Annotated in this window: 20 protein-coding genes; 14 read left to right on the forward strand and 6 right to left on the reverse strand. The window is 38.6% G+C overall.

Annotation, left to right across the window (positions count from 1 at the left end; all coding sequences use genetic code 11):
- Positions 1-233: 233 nt before the first annotated feature.
- Positions 234-1,472 (forward strand): peptidoglycan amidohydrolase family protein, encoded by a 1,239-nt coding sequence (locus BZG42_RS02420; protein ID WP_120171396.1) that lies wholly within the window; start codon positions 234-236, stop codon positions 1,470-1,472.
- Positions 1,473-1,718: 246 nt separating this feature from the next.
- The gene (locus BZG42_RS02425; RefSeq protein WP_024532448.1) at positions 1,719-2,186 is read left to right on the forward strand and encodes a GNAT family N-acetyltransferase; all 468 of its coding nucleotides are present in this window, start codon (positions 1,719-1,721) and stop codon (positions 2,184-2,186) included.
- A gap of 126 nt (positions 2,187-2,312) precedes the next feature.
- Here BZG42_RS02425 and BZG42_RS02430 read toward each other — a convergent pair whose 3' ends face one another.
- The 3 genes from BZG42_RS02430 to BZG42_RS02440 form a co-directional block, all read right to left on the reverse strand.
- Positions 2,313-3,572, reverse strand: a complete 1,260-nt coding sequence (locus BZG42_RS02430; RefSeq protein ID WP_155996286.1) for a hydroxymethylglutaryl-CoA reductase, degradative — start codon at positions 3,570-3,572, stop codon at positions 2,313-2,315.
- Positions 3,573-3,787: 215 nt separating this feature from the next.
- Positions 3,788-4,945, reverse strand: coding sequence for a hydroxymethylglutaryl-CoA synthase (locus BZG42_RS02435; RefSeq protein WP_120171398.1), 1,158 nt, complete (start codon positions 4,943-4,945; stop codon positions 3,788-3,790).
- A gap of 22 nt (positions 4,946-4,967) precedes the next feature.
- Entirely contained in the window at positions 4,968-6,158 is a 1,191-nt protein-coding gene (locus tag BZG42_RS02440; RefSeq protein WP_155969639.1) for an acetyl-CoA C-acetyltransferase, read from the reverse strand.
- A 287-nt stretch (positions 6,159-6,445) separates the two neighbouring features.
- Here BZG42_RS02440 and BZG42_RS02445 point away from each other — a divergent pair, with 287 nt between their 5' ends.
- From BZG42_RS02445 to BZG42_RS02455, 3 genes are all read left to right on the forward strand, one after another.
- The gene (locus BZG42_RS02445) at positions 6,446-7,138 is read left to right on the forward strand and encodes a phosphoglycerate mutase (RefSeq protein WP_024532444.1); all 693 of its coding nucleotides are present in this window, start codon (positions 6,446-6,448) and stop codon (positions 7,136-7,138) included.
- A 136-nt stretch (positions 7,139-7,274) separates the two neighbouring features.
- Positions 7,275-7,658: a lactoylglutathione lyase gene (gene gloA, locus BZG42_RS02450; RefSeq protein WP_024532443.1), complete on the forward strand. Its 384-nt coding sequence runs from the start codon at positions 7,275-7,277 to the stop codon at positions 7,656-7,658.
- Between the two features lie 175 nt (positions 7,659-7,833).
- Positions 7,834-9,228: a polysaccharide deacetylase family protein gene (locus tag BZG42_RS02455; protein WP_155965068.1), complete on the forward strand. Its 1,395-nt coding sequence runs from the start codon at positions 7,834-7,836 to the stop codon at positions 9,226-9,228.
- A 176-nt stretch (positions 9,229-9,404) separates the two neighbouring features.
- Here the strand turns inward: BZG42_RS02455 and BZG42_RS02460 are convergent, their stop codons facing one another.
- Positions 9,405-10,487 (reverse strand): DEAD/DEAH box helicase, encoded by a 1,083-nt coding sequence (locus BZG42_RS02460; protein ID WP_155965069.1) that lies wholly within the window; start codon positions 10,485-10,487, stop codon positions 9,405-9,407.
- Entirely contained in the window at positions 10,477-11,463 is a 987-nt protein-coding gene (locus BZG42_RS02465; RefSeq protein ID WP_155963329.1) for a Gfo/Idh/MocA family protein, read from the reverse strand. Before BZG42_RS02465 ends, BZG42_RS02460 begins: the two co-directional genes overlap by 11 nt.
- An 87-nt stretch (positions 11,464-11,550) precedes the next feature.
- Between BZG42_RS02465 and udk the strand changes: the two genes are divergently transcribed.
- The 7 genes from udk to BZG42_RS02500 all read left to right on the forward strand — a co-directional run bounded on the left by udk (position 11,551) and on the right by BZG42_RS02500 (position 19,414).
- Positions 11,551-12,180, forward strand: a complete 630-nt coding sequence (udk, locus tag BZG42_RS02470; RefSeq protein ID WP_155965070.1) for a uridine kinase — start codon at positions 11,551-11,553, stop codon at positions 12,178-12,180.
- 677 nt (positions 12,181-12,857) lie between these two features.
- On the forward strand, positions 12,858-14,408 hold the full coding sequence (locus BZG42_RS02475; RefSeq protein ID WP_155996287.1) for a hypothetical protein: 1,551 nt from the start codon (positions 12,858-12,860) through the stop codon (positions 14,406-14,408).
- 72 nt (positions 14,409-14,480) lie between these two features.
- Entirely contained in the window at positions 14,481-14,993 is a 513-nt protein-coding gene (locus BZG42_RS02480; RefSeq protein WP_155996288.1) for a hypothetical protein, read from the forward strand.
- A gap of 295 nt (positions 14,994-15,288) precedes the next feature.
- Positions 15,289-15,558, forward strand: coding sequence for a DUF1294 domain-containing protein (locus BZG42_RS02485; protein ID WP_024532435.1), 270 nt, complete (start codon positions 15,289-15,291; stop codon positions 15,556-15,558).
- A 65-nt stretch (positions 15,559-15,623) separates the two neighbouring features.
- Positions 15,624-16,121, forward strand: a complete 498-nt coding sequence (locus tag BZG42_RS02490) for a GAF domain-containing protein (RefSeq protein ID WP_155972579.1) — start codon at positions 15,624-15,626, stop codon at positions 16,119-16,121.
- Positions 16,121-17,791, forward strand: a complete 1,671-nt coding sequence (gene dnaX / locus BZG42_RS02495) for a DNA polymerase III subunit gamma/tau (RefSeq protein ID WP_155996289.1) — start codon at positions 16,121-16,123, stop codon at positions 17,789-17,791. Before BZG42_RS02490 ends, dnaX begins: the two co-directional genes overlap by 1 nt.
- Positions 17,792-18,634: 843 nt before the next feature.
- A complete protein-coding gene (locus BZG42_RS02500) occupies positions 18,635-19,414 on the forward strand; it encodes an InlB B-repeat-containing protein (RefSeq protein ID WP_024532346.1) in 780 nt (259 codons plus the stop codon).
- A gap of 180 nt (positions 19,415-19,594) precedes the next feature.
- Here the strand turns inward: BZG42_RS02500 and BZG42_RS02505 are convergent, their stop codons facing one another.
- Complete coding sequence (locus BZG42_RS02505; protein WP_120171404.1) at positions 19,595-20,392, reverse strand: LacI family DNA-binding transcriptional regulator; 798 nt, start codon at positions 20,390-20,392, stop codon at positions 19,595-19,597.
- A 69-nt stretch (positions 20,393-20,461) separates the two neighbouring features.
- Here BZG42_RS02505 and BZG42_RS02510 point away from each other — a divergent pair, with 69 nt between their 5' ends.
- Positions 20,462-22,192, forward strand: a complete 1,731-nt coding sequence (locus BZG42_RS02510; RefSeq protein WP_155995856.1) for a glycoside hydrolase family 13 protein — start codon at positions 20,462-20,464, stop codon at positions 22,190-22,192.
- Complete coding sequence (locus BZG42_RS02515; protein WP_227984753.1) at positions 22,173-23,627, forward strand: sugar ABC transporter substrate-binding protein; 1,455 nt, start codon at positions 22,173-22,175, stop codon at positions 23,625-23,627. The genes BZG42_RS02510 and BZG42_RS02515 overlap by 20 nt, the downstream gene beginning before the upstream one ends.

Here is a 23,627-nt window from a genome sequence, read left to right on the forward strand (position 1 = left end):
GTTTGATTCGCAAGGCATTGAGGGTATCTTGTTGACTATTCTTATTCCTTTGTCTATACTTATACTATTACCAGAGCAGATAGAGAAGAGCGTTTCTCTATGTAATCGACATAGAGAAACGCTAGCTCTTAGGAGTTTGGTTAAGAATTACGAAAAGGCGAAAGGATATGCGAGCTTTTTCGACAACGTGATGACACTATTTGACAAATTGTTTATTAGAAGAGAGGAGAAAGATGGGGATTGATTTTGAAACATCTATCCGTTGGATGATGGATCGTGTAGGTCGTGTGACTTACTCCATGGACTATCGTAACGGTCCGGATAGCTATGATTGTTCTAGCGCAGTCTATTACGCTCTCACGGCTGGCGGGGCTATTTCTGCTGGTTGGGCAGTCAATACTGAATACGAGCATGACTGGCTAATGAATAACGGATTTGAGTTGGTTGCAGAAAATACAGCTTGGGATGCAAAATGTGGTGACATCTTCATCTGGGGTAGACGCGGGGAGTCAGCCGGAGCTGGTGGACATACGGGTATTTTTGTTGATGGTGATAACATCATTCATTGCAATTATGCTCATAACGGTATTAGCGTAAACGAACATGATGCGACTTGGTCTTATGCAGGACGTCCATATTACTATGTTTATCGCTTGAAAGACCAATCCGAAACTACCACATCCAATCAAGAGACAGATGAGGAACTAGCTCAAGAAGTCATCGCTGGTCTGCATGGATTTGGAGAAGAACGCAAATACTCGCTAGGATCTCGCTATGATGCAGTTCAGGCAAAGGTTAACGAAATACTCAATGGAGGTCCAAATGCGGCTGAGGAATCACCGGTGGTTCAACTTAAAGAAGATGGGGACTTAAGCTTTAATGGCGCTATCCTCAAAAAATCTATCCTAGATACCATTCTTAAAAAATGTGCTGAGTACGACATCCTGCCATCCTATGCCATCACAGTTTTACACTTTGAGGGTCTTTGGGGAGCTTCGGCTATTGGTAAAGCGGATAATAACTGGGGCGGTATGACCATGAACTCGGATGTGGACACCATTCAGCGCCCAAGTGGTGTAACAGTAACTAGAGGCATTGCTCGCCCATCAAATGAGGGAGGTTACTACATGCACTACGCAACGATTGAGGACTTCTTGACAGATTGGTTCTATCTGTTGCGTGCTGGTGGTTCTTACAAGGTATCAGGAGCTAAGACATTCTCAGAAGCTGTCAAGGGCATGTTCCAAGTTGGTGGTGCTGTCTACGACTATGCGGCAGCTGGTTATGATAACTATTTAGTCGGTATGGCCAGTCGTTTGAAAGCGATTGAGGCTGAGAATGGTTCACTTGAAAAGTTTGACACAGTTGCTGATATTGGGAACAGCAGTAGAGATCAGATCGATGTCAATATTGAAGGAATTGAGGTCATTATCAACGGTATAACCTATAAACTAGAAAAGAAACCTGTCTAATATAAAGTAAGTCCTTTGGAAAATATCCAGAGGACTTTTTGTTATCGAGAATCAAGTGTTCACTATATTGTTATCTGGACAATGAAAAAACCAGTCATAACAGACTGGCTTTCAGGAGATTTATGAAAAATTTTAGGATATATCTATAGTATAAAGGATTTTTCAGATTTTTCATCGGTCTTTAGACCTATTTTGTAAAAAAATAAATATGTGATATAATAGGAAAAACTCAGAAGGAGCCATAATATGACTATTCGTATAGCTAATCAGTCTGATATTCCAAGTCTTGTTGGCTTGTTACAAGATATTTTGCAGGTTCATCATCAGGCGCGTCCAGATATTTTTAAAAGTTCCGGTCAAAAATTTTCAGAAGCTGACTTGATTGACTTGCTAGAGCAGCCTAATAAGCCAGTTTTTGTCTACGAACTGGATGGACAAGTAGTAGGGCATCTTTTCTGTGAACTGTCCAGCGTAAAAAATGGTACGTTAGAGCCGATAAAAACTTTGTTTATTGATGATTTATGCGTGGCTAACTCAGTTCGTGGGCAAAGAATCGGAGAGCAACTATATGACTTTGCTTTTTCCTATGCCAAGGAACAAGGATGTTATAATGTCACTTTAGATGTTTGGGCAGATAATACTAGAGCAGTTCGCTTTTATGAACGGCTGGGAATGAAACCACAGAAGCTGCGCATGGAACAATTCTGTGACTAATACCTGCTGAAAATAAAAATAATAGATGTCGATTTAGTTGATTTCCAAACTTCAAAGGTCCTCAAGTCTTTGGAGCTAATTGTAGCTTTTTTTCGTTGAGTAGAAAAAAGGGGCACTAAGCCTCTTTTAATTCGTCCTCAATTTTACCAGTAAACGTTGAGCGGTTTCTAAGTTACTGTGCTTTTCCTTACGAAGAAGCTGGGCAAGAGTGTCTACTTCATGGTCTTCAGCTCCTGCTAAAAGAGCTAGGGATTTTGCATGTAATTTCATGTGACCTGCCTGGATACCAGATGTTACCAAAGCTCGTAAGGCAGCAAAATTTTGGCATAGCCCAACAGAAGCAATAATCGCAGCGAGTTGACGTGCTTTAGGTTGCTCCAGGAGTTCAAAAGCGACCGCTACCTTGGGGTTTAGTCCGATAGAACCACCGACAGAAGCAATCGGCAGGGGCAAAGTGATGGAACCAATCAAACTTTCCCCCTCAATCCGCCAGATGGATAGCCCACGGTATAGCCCATCACGGCAAGCATAGGCATGAGCTCCAGCTTCCATAGCCCGCCAGTCGTTACCTGTTGCTATGACTACTGCATCAATTCCATTGAAAATCCCCTTATTATGGGTTGCTGCACGATAAGGGTCAAGTTGCGCTAACTTACTGGCTAGGGCTATTTTTTTTGCAGTTTCTTGGGCAATAGCAGGGTTATTAGCAAGGCTGGAAATTGCTATGTGACACTCTGCAGTGATCAGGGATTCTGTTGCATAATTGGATAGGATTCCCATAAGCGCCTGTCCTTGGCTGAGTTTCTCTAAGTCATTCTTGATGGCCTCCAACATAGTATTGAGAATATTCGCTCCCATGGCTTCTTGAACATCCACTTGTAGGTAGACGATGAGAAACTCATCCTTACTTTCAATCGTTAGTTCACAAGCACCTCCACCACGCTGAACAATAGAAGGGTGGGCCTGATTGGCAGTTTCAAGAATGGTTGCCTTTTGCTCCAAAATGGCTTTTTTTGCTTGACCATGGTCTGAAACATCAAATAGAGCTACTTGCCCGATCATTATACGGTTGTGAATATAGGTTGAACATCCGCCTGACCTAGCAATCATTTTCGCTCCCAAAGATGCTGCAGCAACGACAGATGGCTCCTCTGTCACCATCGGAACGATATAAGAATGACCGTCCACAACTAGCTCTGGTAGGACAGAGAAAGGAAGAGAAAAGGTTCCTAGATGATTTTCCGTCATCTTTCCAGCAATCTGCTCGGAAAGATTGGTGTCATTTGTCAGACAGTCTAGACTTTTTCCTGAAAATGGTCTGTAGCTATGGAGGAGGTCGATACGCTCCTGACGTGTTTTTTTGTAGAATCCTGAGAAATGAGACATAGTTTCTTCTTTCTATAAAGATACAAAAAGCCCCTGGCTAGGCCAAGGTGCCAGAATAGTTAGTCTTAACGTTTATCTTTTACCGTATCAAAAATGAGGAAGCCTTGCTTCCTATTTTTTAGCTTCAGCCTTGTACAATTTATTGGCTGTGGAAGAGAGGTGATAAAATTACAATGAATCAAGAGGCTTTTCTGTAGAGAAAAAGCTAATTCCATCTAGTTTTTGCGATAAATTCTCTTATGCTTATCAACCTTGATAAGGGAAAAAGTGCTGTGATCTACCGGCAAATCACTAGAAGTTCCGGTCTCGTCTAGTGAAAGTTCTTCAAAGAAGATATTCTCGTACTCCTCAACACTGAGTTTTGTACGTTGGTTGAGTCTATGAAGACGATCTTGTTCTAATTGATTTAAGTAGCCCTCAACTAGATAGCCGCTAAAAATCTCACAGACAGCTCCACTACCGTAGCTGTAAAAGAGAATCTGGTCCTCTGCCTTTAAAACTCTGCTATTTTCCAAAAGAGAAAGGAGCGAGAGAAAGATAGAACCCGTGTAGATGTTACCAACTATTTTATTGTAAACGATTGCTTCTTGGAATCGCTCTGTTAGGTTGGTTAGAGTTTCCTGATCCTGTGCAATAGCTTGCAATCCTTTGAGTCCTTGTTTGGAGAAAGGAATGTGCAAGCACATAGCTGCAAAATCTTTGAGTTTCTTACTGGTTCTTTGTTGGTAATAATCAAAGGTTGTCGTGAGGCAATCCGTATATTGCTCAGTCGAAAACTTACCATCAACACGTGGATACTTATCGTAGTTTGGTCTCCAAAAGTCGTAGATATCGCGAGTTTGGCAGACATTGTCATTATTGAGTACTAGGATACGAGGATTGGCAGTAACCAGCATAGCCACGGCACCGGCTCCTTGAGTCGGTTCGCCACCAGAAGCAATACCATATTTGGCAATATCGCTAGCGATAACCAATACTTTGGACTTTGGGAATTGAGCAATATGACTTTTAGCTAAACTGAGACCAGCAGTTGCTCCATAGCAAGCTTCTTTCATCTCGATGGAGCGAGCAAAAGGCTGGATGCCCAACAGATTGTGAATGGAGACAGCTGCTGCCTTACTCTGATCTACACTTGACTCAGTTCCAACGATGACCATATCAATGGTTTTCTTGTCTTCTTCTGTCAAAATAGCTTCTGCAGCTTGGGCACCTAATGTGACAATATCTTGGGTGATGGGTGCTACAGCCATTTCAGACTGGAGAAGACCGATTTTAAATTTATTAGGGTCAATATTGCGGGCTAAGGCTAAGTCAGCCAAATCTAAAACATAATCGGGTGCCGCAAAACCGATTTTATCAATACCGATATTCATAATTTATCCTTTGTATAATAAGTTAGGGGTAGCTTATTTGTGCATTGGAGATGATAAGTGAGATACCTTGACCACCTCCAATGCAGAGGGCACAGAGACCGAGTTTCTTTTCTTGCTTGGTTAATTCATGAATCAAGGTGACCAAGATTCTACTTCCACTGGCTCCAATGGGATGACCAAGAGCAATAGCTCCGCCATTGACATTGACTTTTTCAGGGTTAACCCCTAGTTCAGCTATGATTGGGAGTGATTGGGCAGCGAAGGCTTCATTAAACTCAAATAGGTCAATCTCTTCAATTGATTTTCCAATTTTTTCAAGTGCTTTTTGACTCGCAGTAATGGGACCAAGTCCCATATAAGCAGGGTCTAAGCCACTGGTTGCATAAGATTCTATGTAAGCGAGAGGCTGTATGTTGAGTTCATTGGCCTTGTCCTCAGACATGAGAACCAAAACAGCACAACCATCGTTGATACCAGAAGCATTCCCGGCAGTGACTGTTCCGCCATCTTTAAAAGCAGGTCGTAGTGTTGCTAGTTTTTCAAGTGACGTTAGGCGAGGATATTCGTCTGTATCAAAAATTGTTTCTCCTTTTCTAGAGACTAGAGGGATAGGAACAATCTCATCCTTGAAGCGTCCTTCTGAAATAGCTTTGGCAGCTTTTTTCTGGCTAGCGTAGGCAAATGCATCTTGTTCCTTGCGACCAATGTGGTATTGTTCAGCAATATTCTCGGCAGTGATACCCATGTGATAGCGATGAAATGCATCAGTCAAACCATCTGTTAAAATGGAATCTTCCAAATTGAGATGTCCAAGCTTGCCACCGAAACGACTGTTTTTTGATAGGTAGGGAGCCTGACTCATGATCTCGATTCCGCCAGCCACTACGACATCATTATCGCCAACGAGGATGGACTGAGTTGCCAGTAAGATAGATTTTAGTCCAGATCCACAGACCTTATTGACTGCGTAAGCAGGAGTTGTTTGTGGAAGTCCGGCACGCAAAGCAATCTGTCGGGCGATATTTTGTCCTTGTCCAGATGAGAGAACATTTCCGAAGATAACTTCATCTACGCAATCTGTCGGTATATGTTTGTTTGTTAAGGCTGCCCTTAGGATCTGTGCACCTAACTCAGCAATTTCAATATCTTTCAGACTGCCTCCGAAGCTGCCAATGGCAGAACGGTAGGCAGACACGATAGCTACTTTCTTCATGATAACTCCTATGCTGGTTATCGTTTGAAAACGATCTCCTTCGTATTGTTAAACTCAGGCAGTAAATCCTTCAAACGATTGTTATGGGAACTGTCGTGTTCAGCCTTACTATTATACCATTATTTTGTCTTTTTTCTAAGAAGAAAGATAGGTCTGGAGACCGAATTTGTAGACGAGGATAATGAAAGCGTACACAGCTTGTGGAAAGACTGGCATTTTTTTACCTTTTCGTGTAAAATAGAAGGGTATCAGAGGGAAACCTCAAAATGTTAAAGGAGAATCCATAAATGGTAAAATTGGTTTTTGCTCGCCATGGTGAGTCTGAGTGGAACAAGGCTAACCTTTTCACTGGTTGGGCTGATGTTGATTTGTCTGAAAAAGGTACACAACAGGCGATTGATGCTGGTAAGTTAATTAAGGAAGCAGGTATTGAATTTGATCTTGCTTTCACATCAGTGTTGAAACGTGCAATTAAGACAACAAACTTGGCTCTTGAAGCAGCGGATCAATTGTGGGTGCCAGTTGAAAAATCATGGCGCTTAAACGAGCGTCACTATGGTGGTTTGACAGGTAAAAACAAAGCAGAAGCAGCAGAACAATTCGGTGATGAGCAAGTTCACATCTGGCGTCGTTCATACGATACATTGCCACCTGCAATGGCGAAAGACGATGAGCATTCAGCACACACTGACCGTCGCTATGCACACCTTGACGACTCAGTTATCCCAGATGCAGAAAACTTGAAAGTAACGCTTGAGCGTGCTCTTCCATTCTGGGAAGATAAGATTGCTCCTGCATTGAAAGATGGTAAGAATGTGTTTGTAGGTGCACACGGTAACTCTATTCGTGCTCTTGTTAAACACATCAAACAACTGTCTGATGACGAAATCATGGATGTAGAAATTCCAAACTTCCCACCACTGGTATTTGAATTGGATGACAAATTGAACATTGTTTCAGAATACTATCTTGGTAAGTAACATCCTTTTTGGAGGATGGTCCGCCTCGTTCTGCTTTGCAGACGAGGCTTTTGGTTTTCTTGGAGGCAACAAGTCAGTATTTTTTGCGATAGTATGCTATACTAATGGTAGTTTATGAAAAAATAAGGAGAAGGTTATGGCTAGCAAAAAAATGTTACATGCCTGTTTGCGTGTTGAAAATTTAGAAGCATCGCAACGATTTTATGAGGAAGCGTTTGGTTTTAAGGAGACCCGTCGCAAGGATTATCCAGAACATAAGTTTACCCTCGTTTACTTGGCGCTTGAGGGAGATGAATTTGAAGTCGAATTGACGTATAATTATGATCATGGACCTTATACAGTAGGGGATGGTTTCTCGCATCTAGCTCTTTCTTCGGATGATTTAGAAGGCGATAATGCTAGACATAAGGAATTGGGCTACCCAACAACAGATATTAAGGGATTGCCGGGAAGTCCAGGTCATTATTATTTTGTTACAGACCCAGATGGTTACCGTGTGGAAGTTATTCGAGCAGACTAATGTGAGAAAGATTGCTTAGGCAGTCTTTTTTTGTATGGGAAGAGTTCTTGTACAAATAGGGAGTATTTGGATTTTTCTAAGCAGGTAGACACGAACCTTTTATGGAGTATTCTTGACAATGGCTTGCAAATCATTTAGCATAGTTCTTATATATGTTTACGTGAGAGGTTATAGTATGAGAAAATTTTTTTGGCTGGGAGTAAATATTGCCCTTATTGGAATGATTGTTGGTCTAGGTTTTTGGCTATTTACAGAGGTTCAAGATAGACAAATAAGACAGTTTATTGAAGAGAAGCAAGAGACTATCCTTTCTGAGGGAAAGGTGAACGTTCAAGAGGGAAACATTGGTACCACACATGTTGTGATGGCCTTACCAACGGATAACTCTGGTCGGGTGATTGGTTCCGTTGAAAGTCGGATGCTTTCCTATGTTCAAAAGCGTTTTGGACATAAAAAACCAGTTGGAAAAATAGATGAGTTGGTATTTATATCTGCAAAAGAAGCAGAGACTAGCTTTACAGGTGTAAAGGCGCGTGATATTCAAGCAGAGCAGTATAAGGTGGAATATTTACAGATTAAAAAGCAAGAAAATCTGTCAGCAGAGTCGGTACTGTTAACAGAAGACAATCAGTTATTCACTCTGGAAAAGTTTTTGCCTGATTTATCAGCAGCAAGAAAAATTATGGTAGCACACTTGAAGGAAGACTTGCAGGCAAAAGGAATGACAAAAGCTGAGTCAGAAGGGATTATAGCTAAGTTCAATAATTTGGATTTGAATACCTTGTCCTTTACCTACAAGGAAAAACAACTGTTTCTACAATTTCCCGATCAGTCCTTTGGCATCGATCATTTAAAAGTACCAATTTCGGATTTATACCCCGTAGTAAAGAGTAACTACCTCGCAGAGTCAGATAAGACTGGTTATGATGAGTATGTCGCAAAGCAAGTTGATAAAAAACAATTACGTCAGATCGCTTTGACATTTGATGACGGTCCAAACTCCAATACGACGCCAGTTGTCTTGGATTTGTTGAAAAAATACAATGCTAAGGCGACCTTCTTTGTTATAGGTAGAGCTATTGCAGGCAATGAAGCCATTCTTCGCAGAATGGTAGCAGAGGGACATGTAATCGCCAACCATACTTGGAACCATCCTGATTTGGTGACACTTTCGCCGGAGCTAGTGCGCAAGGAAATTCAAGATACCCAAGCAGCTATTAAGGAAGCGGCTGGGGTTGTACCGACCATGGTTCGTCCTCCTTATGGTACAATCAACCAATCGGTCGTTGATCAGATAGGATTGCCATCTATCTATTGGTCAGTTGACTCAAAGGACTGGCAAAGTCGCAATCCGCAAGCAATTTTGAATGAGATAAAGGCTCAGACCCATCCAGGAAGTATCATTCTTATGCATGATATTCATCAGCCAACGGTTGATAGTCTGGAATCTGTCTTACAATTTCTAACAAGTGAGCGCTATAATATGGTGACGGTGCCAGATTTGCTCGGGTCTAACCTTAATCCTAAGCATATCTACTATTCCCAAGAATCATCTGGTCCAGTGCATTAAAAGGGAATAAGAGGAAAGAATACAAAAAGCGAATAACCTAGGATGCTGAGGAGTAGAAAACTAGGTTATTCGCTTTTTTACAATTGTATCCTTTCTTTTTATACATAACACATGACAAAAATTAAAATCACAGATGAGGATGAATCTGTGATTTATCAAAACATTACTTTTTAGTATTATACCTTATATAGCGTCTGATTTTTCAATATAACTTCTTGAACAGAAGCATATTTTTTCAATTGTTTGAGTTCACTAGGATTAGATACAAACGTGATGACAGTTCCTTCCTTCCCCATTCGACCGGTTCGACCTGCACGGTGAGTATAGGCTTCTTGATTGAAAGGAAGATCAAAGTTGAGGACGCATTCAAGGTTATCAATATCAATCCCACGCGCTACCATATCTGTAGCCAATAAGAGATTGAGTTCATGGTTTTTGAAGCGTTCAATGATGACCTTGCGGAACTTGACATTGACATCAGAGGCCAGAGAGACCGTATTGGTACCATTGTAGAGTAATTTGTCTTCGCTCGCTCCAAGATCAGACAGACTGTTAAAGAAAGCAAGGGCACGAAAATCAGGGATATTGGCAAACTTACGGAGCATCTCTAGCCGATCGCGCTTGTCTACCATCATATAACAATGCTGGATATGATTTAATTTTTGGTCAGATAAGTCGATGGTCCTGATGTCTTTCGCAATCCTTTCACGATCAAATTTAGCAGTTGCGCTCATGTAGATGAGCTGGTGATTACGTGGAACATAGCCTATAATTTTTTCTACAAAATGGTACTGAGAATCAGAGAATAGCTGATCAAATTCATCCAAAATAATGGTGTTAACAGCCATCATTTTGATTTTTTTTAGTTTCATCAATTCTAAAATACGGCCGGGTGTTCCAATCAAGATTTCAGGGCCTTTTTTTAGGCGTTCAATCTGACGCTTTTGGCTAGAACCCGACAGAAAGAGTTGGGCGTGCAATCCAAGCGCCTCGGACCAGGTCTTGCAAACATCAAAGATTTGACCTGCCAATTCAGTATTTGGTGCCAGAATGAGAAGTTGCTGAGATTTTTTGGGTATCAGAGACAGAAGGGTAGGCCAAAGGTAGGCGAGTGTTTTGCCAGTTCCCGTAGGACTGATAGCTAAAAGAGATTCACCGGTTGAGATTGGATCAAATGCTTGTTCTTGGATGGGTGTGAAGTTCTCAAACCCGAGTTGGCTTAGCTGGTCCTTCCAGCTAGTAGGGAATTTAGATTTCATGAGTATCCGCCTTAAAAGTTATTCCAGCGTCTTGGCGCATGGTATACAATGTGTGGTGAACAGCCTCAGCTACATCTAGCCACTGGTTGGCTAAATCATGGTTTTGTTGCTTGATGATCTGGGCAAAACGCTGAGCTTCTTCTAGCATAGCATGTTTTTCAGCTTGGATGGGGAGAATGATTTGTGTTCCATCATGCTTTGTAAAAATGGCAGAGCTGATATGCTGACAAGCATTGAGAGTAAGAGTTCCTTCATTGGTGTAGATTTCACTAGGTAGGTTGCTGGTGATATTTTTTCCAGCTTGGATACTAATGATATAGTCATCATAGATGAGTTGACCAGCACCGTTCAAATCAATGCTAGAGGGGAGTTGCTGAGCCACATAATGAGTTGATTTTGGAACACCCAATAATCCGATGGCAGCATAGAGTGTATAAACACCTAGGTCCATTAAAGCCCCACCTGAGAAATCTGGTGAAAAAACATTGGGTGTGTGACCATTTAGTAATTCAGGCATTTTAGATGAGTATTTTGCATATCCAAAATAGCCCCCCAGAATCGTCTTATCATTTAGGAAATCGCGAACAACCTCAAAAGCTTTCTCGTGGTAGTTCCTAGCAGCCTCGAACAGGAAGACCTGCTGTTCCTTGGCAATTTGGCGGAGGTGAGCCAGTTCTTGCGGAGTAGAAATCATCGGTTTTTCAACGATAGCGTGTTTCCCAGCAGAAAGGACAGCCTTGGCCTGCTCAAAATGTAAGGAATTGGGGCTAGCAATATAGATGACATCAAGAGGAGCAGAAAGGAAGTTTTCCCATTCTGTGTATAATCGAATGGTTTCATCATTTTTTGAAAAAGCCTGAGCAGTTTCTAATTTACGGGAAAAAACAGCCCGTAGTTGATAGTGTTCACTCAAGCAGGCTGCTTGGATAAATTGATGGGAGATGTCGGAAGTACCAACAATACCTAAATGAAGCATAGATTGAATTCTCATTTCTTTTGTATTCTCCTTTCCATTGTACCACGTTTCATGGTAAAATAGTATCGAAAATAGAAGGAGACAATGATGACTCAGAAACCCATTATTATTGGTGTCACCGGTGGATCGGGAGGTGGTAAGACAAGTGTGTCACGTGCCATTTTGGATAATTTTCCAAATGCTCGTATCTCAATGATTGAACACGATTCTTACTACAAGAATCAATCTCACCTGACTTTTGAAGAACGAATATTGACGAACTACGACCATCCGCTGGCCTTTGATACGGATCTAATGATTTACCATATCAGTGAGTTGTTAGCAGGGCGTTCGGTAGATATTCCGATTTATGACTACACGCAGCATACACGTTCAGACAAAACCTATCGTCAGGAACCGCAGGATGTATTTATTGTAGAAGGCATTTTAGTGCTGGAAGACAAACGCTTGCGGGATTTGATGGATATTAAGATTTTTGTGGATACGGATGATGATATTCGTATTATTCGTCGTATCAAACGAGATATGGAAGAGCGTGGACGTAGTTTGGATAGTATCATTGAGCAATATACTTCAGTGGTAAAACCAATGTATCACCAGTTTATCGAGCCGACGAAGCGCTATGCTGACATCGTTATTCCCGAAGGGGTCACCAATGTTGTAGCTATTGATCTACTCAATACTAAGGTAGAGAGCATCTTAAGAGAGCGCAGTTAAGATATTTGAGGTAGGAAATGCACAGTTGCTGACAATTAGTTGGTGGATATGTAATTGAAAAATCGTGTTAAACTTTAACTCTATTATTTGAGAAAGTGCCCTATTCTTTCTTAAACTTACATCAAATAAAAGTGTTTAGTTTTATTTAAGGTAGTTAGGTTATAATTTAACCATTCTTTTTCATAACCCTCCTAAGAGCACCTAGAGATAGGTGTTTTCTTTTTACGGTTCGGCTATTAAAATATAAGACTAAAGTAAGAAGAATACATCTTTTCTTTCAAAATCATATCTCAGCTATTTATGAATAAAGTGGATAGTGTTTCGTATCTCTATAGGATAAAGGTAGTAATGTTATTAGTCTTTAAGGTTCCTAAAAATATTTTTTGGGATGTTAAATATTTTATTGAAATATTGTTAAACATATTTAGATAGTTTCTATATCCGTAGAGGGATAGTTATAGAAAATACAAATAAAGGAATACGATTACAAAAAGTAGACATAAAATAGACTTACTACATGGGATGAATAGTCAGCAATGATACAATAGTCATATCAGGGAGAAAGGCAGAATGCTTCTCTTTCTAAAAAAATAATAAAGGAGTTACAATTACAAAATTAGTGAATATGTATCATACTATTCAAGGATTTTAGTTTTTCGAACAAGAGGTAAGTATATATGAAAAAATCAAAAATAATGTTCGTATTAGCAGCGAGTATTCTATTATCAACAACCCCAGTTATGGAAATAGGGGCAAATAAAGTGTATGCTAATCAGTCGATTCAAGAAAAGAAGTATAGTGTTGAGATTGTTGAAGAAGAAAAATTTGCTGAATTTTTAGAAGGAGCAAAAAAGGAAGCGAGTGGTCAAGATGTTTTTGTTTATATGTTGGGAAAAGATAATCTTCATAGAAGCTCTGCTGTAAATTTAAGCACCATCTCCGATTCGAAAGAACTATTTAAAGGTGATGATCAAGGGGGACAGGGAAATGAAAATTATGTATTTGTGAAAATAAATGGTAAATATTTAGCCGGCAATAGAGTAGTCATAATGAATGCAAGAGACGTTGTTGTATCTACTAAGCAAGAATATGAAGAAAAATTTAGTGAAAGAAAAAATAAATTAGATGAATTTTCTTATGATACACATCAAATACATAGTTTAGAAAAGATAGAAGACGATGAAAATCTCCTGATGCTATTGGATGCCCATGGAGTATGGATGGGTAAAGAAATAAAAGAAAACAACTTATTCAATGATGTTAAGGTCTATTCTAAAGCCTTAAAAATAGAAAATAAACTAACGGTAAATTATGGAGTTAAGGTACATCAGAATAATGACCAAGAATATACTAAAGAAGGATATACCGAAAATTTAAAGTTTGAAAATTTTAAACAAAATGACTATAAAATAAGAGAAATGATTGACTCTGCAGGTATAAAGGATAGTGATGAAGATCGTGAAAAAATCAAAAAATTCGCAATCCAGATGGGAGAAGTGGAATATGATTTCAGAGGATTGGAAAAAAATGCATCATCAGAATATAATTTAGCATCTGATTTATTTGCGGTGACCATGAGAAAAAATGCAAGGTGTGTAGGATTTAGTACGACTGCTGCTAGAGCTTTTAATCTCATGGGAATTCCAGCCTACGTTGCAGGTGCGAAAGTTGAAACGGGTCAACTCCATGCGGTTACCAGAGCATATTATGACGGTGCATGGCATACTGTTGATTTGACAAGTGATAAAAGAGCAGGCGATACAGGATCAGGCTATTCTGAGTTGATGTTTGACCGTAGTGAAGATAAGTATACAGAAATTGTTAAAAATTTTTCACCCAAAGAAGCTTTAGCACATATAGGGACATTGTCGAATGCCCAAGTTATGACTAATATGACATTTGAAAACTGGGCTAAAGACCAAAAAACAGAAGATTTGGTTTTAATCAATAAAGATGCTATTTACAACAATGCAAAAGGAAAAAGTGCTGTCGAAAGAGATCCCCAAGATCAGATCCAAGAACGATTAAAGAGAAGAGAAATTGAAAAACAAAAAGAAAGAGAGCAGTTCAAACAAAGAGAAGAACAAAACAGAATAGAATGGGAGAAAGCTGAAAAAGAGAAAATTGAAAATAAAAAAGCACAGGAAGAAGAGCTCAGAAGATTGCAAGAACAATTTTTAGAAGCGGAAAGACTAAAAGCTGAAAAACAGGCTGCCTCTAAAAAATAAATACAAGCAGAAAAGGAAAGTAGCAAAGCAAATAGAGCTAAAAACAAAACTATAACCATTGGTTGGACTAAAATGAATAACAAATGGTACTACCTACTAGAAGACGGTAAAATGGCTAAATCAAAATGGATTTACGATAAAAACTATTCTTCATGGTATTACTTGGATAAAAACGGTGAAATGCTGACCAATGGTTGGATAAAACATTCCAATGGTAAATGGTACTACCTACTAGAAGACGGTAAAATGGCTAAATCAAAATGGATTTACGACAAAAAACATTTTTCGTGGTATTACTTGGATAAAAACGGAGAGATGTTGACTAATGGTTGGATAAAACATTCCAATGGTAAATGGTATTATCTACTAGAAGATGGTAAAATGGCTAAATCAAAATGGATTTACGATAAAAACTATTCTTCATGGTATTACTTGGATAAAAACGGTGAAATGCTGACCAATGATTGGATAAAACATTCCGATAATAAATGGTATTATCTACTAGGAGACGGTAAAATGGCCAAGTCAAGATGGATCAATGGTTGGTATATAAACAAGGATGGTTTTTCAGAGAAAAAACAATGAAAATAAATCCTATAAATTTTGGTTCAAAAAATAATCCAGAATATATCAGTATCGGTAAAGTCTTGTAAAAAGTGGATATGCTAGCAGGAGGGAATATGTGAGTTGTGTGTTCTAGTTCGTTCCTTTCAGGCATATTTCCACCGAAAAATGATGACTTGTATACACTGTTTTTCTTGTTTCCTAGTCAGGATTGTGATAAAGTTATAGTATTATGTAGGATGCTCCTTACTGCCAACCTTGCTCAGACGTTAAGAAGGGAGCGAGGTTGGTAGGAGGTTAAAGATTAGGAGAATGTATGACAATCAAACAAATGGCTAGCATGATACTGATGATTTGGAATATGATCGTTTTTATCACCTATGGTATAGATAAAGGAAAAGCCAGAAAGAGTACCTATCGTATCTCGGAAAAAACCTTGTTATTCATGTCGTATTTGGGTGGTGGTCTAGGTGCCTGGGCCGGAGGAACACACTTTCGTCATAAAACACAGAAAAAATATTTTCAACTAGCTTGGGCAGTGGGACTCATGGTGGATGCGGTAATTATGTATTGGATTTGGAAATAGGCGAAAGCCTTTTTCTTTATCACTCAGACTATAAATGTCTGTCCATTTATGCTATAATGTTCCATATGAAGAAACAAGAAAAAATCTCAACTTATCAGCTATTATTAGCTCAACTGGAGGCTCTCTTAGAAGGAGAAAGAAATGCTCTGGCCAATCTGGCAAACGCTTCGGCCTTGCTCAATCAAACCCTACCAAATTCTGTTTTTACAGGTTTTTACCTCTTTAATGGCAAGGAATTGATTTTGGGTCCTTTTCAGGGTGGTGTTTCTTGTGTCCATATTGCACTTGGGAAAGGGGTCTGCGGAGAGGCAGCTGAAAAGCATCAGACTATTTTCGTAGACGATGTTCGAGTGCATGATAACTACATATCCTGCGATGCAGCAGCCTTGTCAGAAATCGTGGTCCCTATGGTGAAAAATGATCAATTATTGGGCGTTTTGGACTTAGACTCTAGGCTGGTTGCGGATTATGATGCCATTGACCAAGAATATCTAGAAAAGTTCGTTGCTCTCTTGGTTGAGAGAACGGATTGGAATTTTGCTATGTTTGGAGAAAAATGCTAATGTACCAAGCTTTGTATCGGAAGTACCGGAGCCAGACTTTTGGGGAAATGGTGGGGCAGGAGGTGGTTGCAACTACGCTCAAGCAAGCCATTGAGCAGGGAAAGATTAGCCATGCTTATCTTTTTTCTGGACCTCGTGGTACGGGGAAGACATCAGCAGCTAAGATTTTTGCCAAGGCTATGAACTGTCCGAATCAGGTTGGAGGTGAACCATGCAATGATTGTTATATCTGCCGAGCTATTACAGAAGGTAGTCTGGAGGATGTGATTGAGATTGATGCGGCATCTAATAATGGTGTAGATGAGATTCGTGACATCCGTGATAAGTCAACTTACGCACCTAGCCTTGCGACTTATAAGGTCTATATTATCGATGAGGTTCACATGCTGTCTACGGGAGCTTTCAATGCTCTTTTGAAGACTCTGGAAGAGCCAACAGAGAATGTGGTCTTTATTCTTGCGACAACGGAGTTGCATAAGATTCCTGCGACGATTCTTTCACGTGTTCAGCGGTTTGAATTTAAGTCCATCCAAGTGGCAGATATTCAAGCACATTTGGCGACTATTTTATCAAAGGAAGGGATTGCTTTTGATGAGCAGGCCTTGATGCTTATTGCACGTCGGGCAGAAGGTGGTATGCGGGATGCCTTGTCTATCTTGGATCAGGCTCTTAGTCTTAGCCAGAGTCAAGAAATAACACTAAGGATTGCAGAAGAAATCACAGGTTCGATTAGTCTGCTTGCTTTGGATGATTACGTGGCAAGTATCCGTCAGTTCGATAGTATTACTGCTATTAGGCATCTACAAACGCTATTTGATCAAGGAAAGAGTATGAGCCGGTTTGCAACGGATTTGTTGCATTACTTACGAGACTTGCTCATTGTACAGACAGGTGGGGAGAACACCCATCTGACAGCAGGTTTTATGGACAACCTCACCCTTCAACAAGATCGGATTTTTTCTATGATTGAGATGGTTACAAAGGGACTTGCGGATATTAAGTCCAGTCCCCAACCCAAGATTTATGCTGAAATGATGACAATTCGTTTGGCGGAAGACGGATCTAATTCAAGGGAAATAGCAGAGTTACCAGCAGATTTGACTCAGCAGTTGGCAACTTTGCAACAGCAGGTTGCTGAGCTGCAAAAACAATTAAGTCAATTATCTAGCAATCAACCAATGACGATTAAACCAGTCTCTCGAAAGCCGCAAGCGCAAAAGAAATACAGATTGGATACTAGTAAGATTCATGCAATTTTGCAGGAAGCGATGGAAAATCCAGTCTTGGCGCGCGAGAATTTGACCCGTCTGCAAAATGCTTGGGGAGAAATCATTGAAAGTTTGTCTGGGGCAGACCAAGCTTTGCTTGTCGGTTCTCAGCCAGTCGCAGCAAATGAGAATCATGCGATTTTGGCTTTTGACTCACCTCTCAATGCTGAGCAGACCATGAAACGGGATAACCTTAACACTATGTTTGGTAATATTCTTAGCAAAGCAGCGGGATTTTCACCGCAGATTTTAGCGATTGCTCAAGAGGATTGGATCCGTGTTCGAGCGGAGTTTTCAGCTAAAGCCAAAGGGAAAAAAATCCAAGAAACTGAAAAGGCAGAAAGTTCTCTTCCAGAAGAATTTAGCTTTTTAGCAGGTACAGTCGAAATAGTGGATGATTAAGAAGGTTGGTGCTAGTTCTTTTTAGCAAAGTGAGTGCTTAAAGAGAGGCGCCCTATCCACAGAGAAAGAAGTTTAACATGTTTTTAATTTTGGGAATTATATACTAGTTTACACTAACACAATATGGTCTAGACAATCCTCGGAATTTCTAGGTTTTAGCTACATCAGGTTGTGGTTAGTGTAAACAAATGTATAGTTCCCTTAATTTTTTGTTCATAGTATGTATCTACTGAGAAAGTGTATTATAAGGAATTTAAGATTCTTTTACGATACTTCTGTTATTCTTGTTACCTTCGTTATTCTCGGATTTATTAGGGAAATTTATCTAGGATACAAGATTTATGAAAAAATAGCCAATACAGCTAGAGAAAGAATTATACCCTACACTTGGAGCAAGCGGGTATAGTTTTTTTTTTTTTTTGAAAAAATTTCTTATAACTCAATGATTTCTGCTGTGAGTAGATCTATCGCTGAGATTGTGGAGTTCTATTTATTCGTAAAAAAAGTCTCATATACCCTATATGAGCTCAGTCACCAGAAAGAGTCACATGGAATAAAGTAACTGCCAAAGAATTAACAGTTATTAAAAGTGTGAGATGGGAATTGAAAGATTGATGTCAGTAGGTTCTATTTCATTCGCTAATTTCAGTCTACATGAACGCTGCAAACATTACTTGCCTCTTGTCAAGCATTTTAAATTCTTCCAATCGTATCTTAAAAAATTACTATCCAATTAAAGATTTATCATAAATTTTTAACTTTGTTTGACAATTTTAAAAAATAGTAGTATAGTTAACTTAAACGTTTAAGATAGCGGTTACAAAATAAAAAGGAGTTTCTAAAATGAAAAAATATCTTGTACTACTCGCTGCTACGGGGCTTACTTTGTCTTTAGGAGCTTGTCGTGCTTCCGAAAATAGTAAAAATGGAAGCCAAAATTATCCGGAAAAGGTTGCAGTAGCAAAAGTTGTTTATTATGATATGGATGGTAAAACAGAGTTAGAGAAAAAAGAGGCTAAATCCACTAAGGAAGCCTTGGAATATATGCCTCAAAAAGAAGGATACGAATTTGAAGGTTGGTATGTGAAGCCAGATTTATCTAAAAAGTTAGTTGAAGGAATAGAACTTCAATCGGACATGAAGCTATATGCAGGTTTTTCTAAGTATCAAGAAGATGTACGATCTTTTGTAATTTTGGGAAATGGGAAAAGCGAAGTGTTGAAGTCTTCTAATTGGGGTGCAGTGATCACTGATGCACATAAAATGATAAAAGAAGATGCAAAAAACTCAAATCTTTACAAATTAACGGTTAAATTGGAAGAAGGAGACGAGTTCCAATTTGCAATAAATGGTAAATGGGAAAATCAAAGAGGATATGGTTATTTAACGACAGCAGAAAAAGATGGGGTTTCCTACTTTAAAAATTCGGGAGGTCTAGGAGATGTGGCAATAAAACGCGCTAATATCAAAGTAGCCAAATCTGGTACCTATACATTTATCTTAAAAACTCATCCAGCGGAAGATACCTATGCGAAAGAAGATCCAAAGTATTCAGAGCTAAAAAAAGAGACATTTAATACAAATCCTTTTGACAGTATCACTTGGGAGTTTATAGAAAATTAAATTGGTAAAAAAGAGTAACTAGGGAAAATTTGATATTGCATAGCTTGGTTCCTACTTGTAGTTTAGCTTAATGAATATTGAATTGTAGGTAAATCAATCACTGGATTATATTGAAGCAAATCTATAACTAAATAAAAGGGAACAATCAATTTCTTTGAAATTACGATTGTTCCCACTCCCTTATACGAGAATATTATGATTATCCATTTCTTGACGTTGCATTGCCCATTCAATAGCTTGAAAAAGATGATTAAATTTTTCTTCGGAAATATTTGGTAGATACAGTTTTTGCTTTGTATCCATCAAGATTTCATTCAGTGTTTGATCAACAATCAAAATATTTCCTGATGGAATTGTTTGAATATCTTCTAAGCGATTTACGAAAAGGACATCAGAAAATACCTGAAGTAAATGCTCCCTTCTTTCGATATTATGAATAGGAATACTGACAAAGGTGAACGGCTCTCCCTTGAAAAAGTTTTCGGCTATGTGGCGCATGTGCAAATAGTCAGAGTTGACTTGAAAGAACAAAGGGTCATCAATAAAACTATCAAGTGTAATGAGGGGAGAAAAATTGGCATTTCCTATTTGATGGAATTCTTCTTTGCTCACATCTGAGGTAACGATGACATCTGCCATATCATATTTTTCAATGAATTGTTCATTTAAGCAGACTAAATGATACTCTTTAGAGTGTAAGTAGGCCGATAGGCTATCAATAAGATAAAATTGTTCTGCATTTTTTAAAAATGATTCGTGTTTATGATAATAGAGTGCGACAGTTTGATGCTTTTTTGTGACTAAGGACTTTGCAGCTCGATTCGGAGTATAGTTGAGTAGATTGATAGTGTGTAAAACTTTTTTCTTAGTTTCAGGACTAATTTTCTGGTCTTCTCGATTGTTGATAACATAAGATACTGTTGCAACAGAAACATTTGCTTCACGTGCAACATCTTTGATGGTTACTTTATTTTTCATAATTTTGTTATATAAAAAAAAGAGGGAAAAGTCAACCCATGAGACAGATGGGATAGATAGGAGAGATATATGAATGGAGCGGGTATATTACATATTCCTGATTCTAGGTATTGTTTTGCGATAGGAACAAAAGACTTAGTTATTAGGATTAGATTGGCAAAAGAGGATAAGAATACGAAGGTTTCCTTGATTTACGGTAAAAAGTATGACTATCATTTAAGTCGGCAAAGTAAGGAGCTATCTATTAGTTATGAAGACCAAATGTTCGTTTATTTTGAAACGACATTGTGTTTGAATGATACTCGGTTGGCTTATATTTTTTGTTTAGAAGACAAAAAAGAGACATTTTACTTTAGTGAAGATGGCTTGACTAAAGAGTATGATTTTGATGAGGGATTTTATAATTTTTTTCAAATGCCCTATATCAATCAAGCAGATGTCTTTCCCAGTTTGAGTTGGATGAAAGAAGCAATTTTTTATCAAATCTTTGTTGATCGTTTTGCTCAAGGAGATTTTAAAAAAGATCAATCTTACATTACAATGCAGTGGGGCGATGCACCGACTCCAAAGAATTTTGCAGGTGGAGACTTATTAGGTATTTTGGAACACTTGGACTATCTCTCAGATCTGGGCGTGACAGCTCTCTATCTGACGCCAATTTTTCAGTCTCCTTCTAATCATAAATACGATACTGTTAATTATTACAAAATTGATGAGCAATTTGGTTCAAAAGAACATCTGAAATTACTAATCGAAGCAGCACATCAAAAAGGAATTAGGATTATTTTAGACGCGGTGTTCAATCACTGTAGCGTACTATCTAAAGAATTTACAGATGTATTGCGTAAAGGTCGAAAGTCTAAATATTATGATTGGTTTTTAATTGAAGGCGATTTTCCTGATGTAGAGGAAGTAAATTATGAATGTTTTGCTTCATGTCATTACATGCCAAAATGGAACACTTCGAATCCTGCTGTCCAAGAACACTTGATACAAATTGGTTTATACTGGATTGGGGAATTTGATATTGATGGATGGCGTTTAGATGTATCCGATGAAGTATCGCATCAATTTTGGAGAAAATTTCGTATAGCTGTCAAAAATGAAAAAAAAGATTGTGTCCTAATTGGAGAAAATTGGCACGATGCTTACCCGTACCTGATGGGAGATCAGTATGATAGCATTATGAATTATGCTTTTACTAAAGCATGTTTGGACTGCTTTGCGACAGAGAGGTTTTCAGCGGAGGGAATGTCAAACCAGCTTAATCATATTTTGATGAGGAATATGGAACAGGTTAATCAAATGAATTTGAATCTGCTTGACTCACACGATACACATCGTATTTTTACACAGTTAGGTAAGTCTAAAGAGAAATTACTGGCAGCTTTATCGCTTACTTTCGTTTTTCCGGGTGTTCCGTGTCTCTATTATGGAACAGAAATTTGTATGGAAGGTGGCTATGACCCTGATTCGCGAAGAACTTTCGATTGGAATAAGGAAAACTGGGACAATGCTGTGTTAGAAAAAATAAAAGCGTTAACTTTTTTGAAACGAGATAAACGTATTCAGGACGGAAAGGTTAAAATTTACTCGAAAGGTCATTTGCTTATCATCGAAAGAACATTAAATAATGACAAATTAGTCTTTTATCTCAACCTTGGCAATCAACCACAAGAAATCCAACTAGGAGAGAAAGTTCTTATTGAAAATGAGCTAAAAAATTATAATTTGTTGATGCCATATGGTTTTGTGCTATTTGAACTAGAGGAGGGAAGTTATGAAATTCAAAACGACTAATAATCTACTAGCATTTGCTTTAATGACCATCTTTTGTCTAACTGGTTGTGGAAAATCTTCAGAGGGAGAACAAGTTAAGCGCAACGAAAATGCTATTTTTACAGGAAAAATAGAAAATGGTGTAACCATTAAGGTTTTGGAAAATGACACAGCTATCTCAAAAGGGTACTTTGCAGACTTGATAAAGGCCTTTAATGAAGAATATGCTGATAAGGGAATAAAAGCAGTTGATGCTAATACGGATCAGTATGTTGATTTGGCGAACGACGGTCCTTATGGTTACGGGCCAGATGTTCTCTACCAAGCGAATGATGTTATCATGAAGTATGCAGATAGTAAGCACATCTATCCTCTTCCGATAGATCAATTAGATGCTTATAAAACTACTTCCCCAAATGCTTGGTCGGCCTTTGAAATAAAAAAGGAAGGAAAAACCTACACCTGTGGAGTTCCTGTTAATGTTCAAGCGCCCGTTCTCTACTACCGCAAGGATTTATTGCCAAATGATTGGAGGGAAAACTGGGATGACAATAAAAACCAAATTCCAGATATGGTAGAGACATGGTCAAAATTAGTTGATTTTTCAAGACAGCGTCATGCAGTTAACCCTACTCAATATGGTTATATGGAATCTCTTTATGACACCTACTTTTCTAGCGGCTATTTATTCTCTTATGGTGCCTACATTTTTGGTCAAGGTAATACAGATACAAAAGATATTGGTTTTTCTAAAGGAGAAGCAGAAAAAGGAGCAAACATTATTCAACAGCTTGCCTCTGTTATGAATGAAGAGAGTATTGATAATACCATTAAGTCTAGTGCTTATAGTAAGTTGGGAGATGGTACTTATTTTGCAACGATGTCAACACCAGATGTATATTCAACTTTCTTAGATGAAATTGTAAAAAATTACGAAAGTCAAGGAAAAACAAAGGAAGAGGCTCAAAAACTGGCGAAAGAAAATCTTGTTGTGACAAGTCTTCCAAAACTGCCAAAGAGTGGTGATTTGAATGATGTCAACTCAGAATTGATAGACAACAAAATGATGGGAGGAATCAATGGTTATGCGATTAGTGCCTACACGAAAGCACCAAATGCTAGTCTTTCTTTTGTCAATTTTGCTACTCGATACCAAATGGTGATGAAACGTTATGAAAAATTAGGAATTGTACCAACTCAAAAAGATGTTGTTGATAAAATTGGGGGAATCTCAAAAGTGTTACACGCAAATCTTGAAAAGGGAAATATCATAACTATGCCCTCAATTTCTGCTGTTTCTCAAATTTGGACACCAACTCAGACATACTTTTCAGACATAACAAAAGATGTATTCCGTCCTGAAAATGAAAAGAAATATAAAACATTAGCAGATTTGAAGTCTGGCTTGAAAGATGTAGACAAGCAGATTAGTGATGCTATTCATACATTGGAGTAG

The sequence above is a fragment of the Streptococcus sp. DAT741 genome, assembly GCF_009866825.1.
Lineage (GTDB): Bacteria > Bacillota > Bacilli > Lactobacillales > Streptococcaceae > Streptococcus > Streptococcus ruminantium.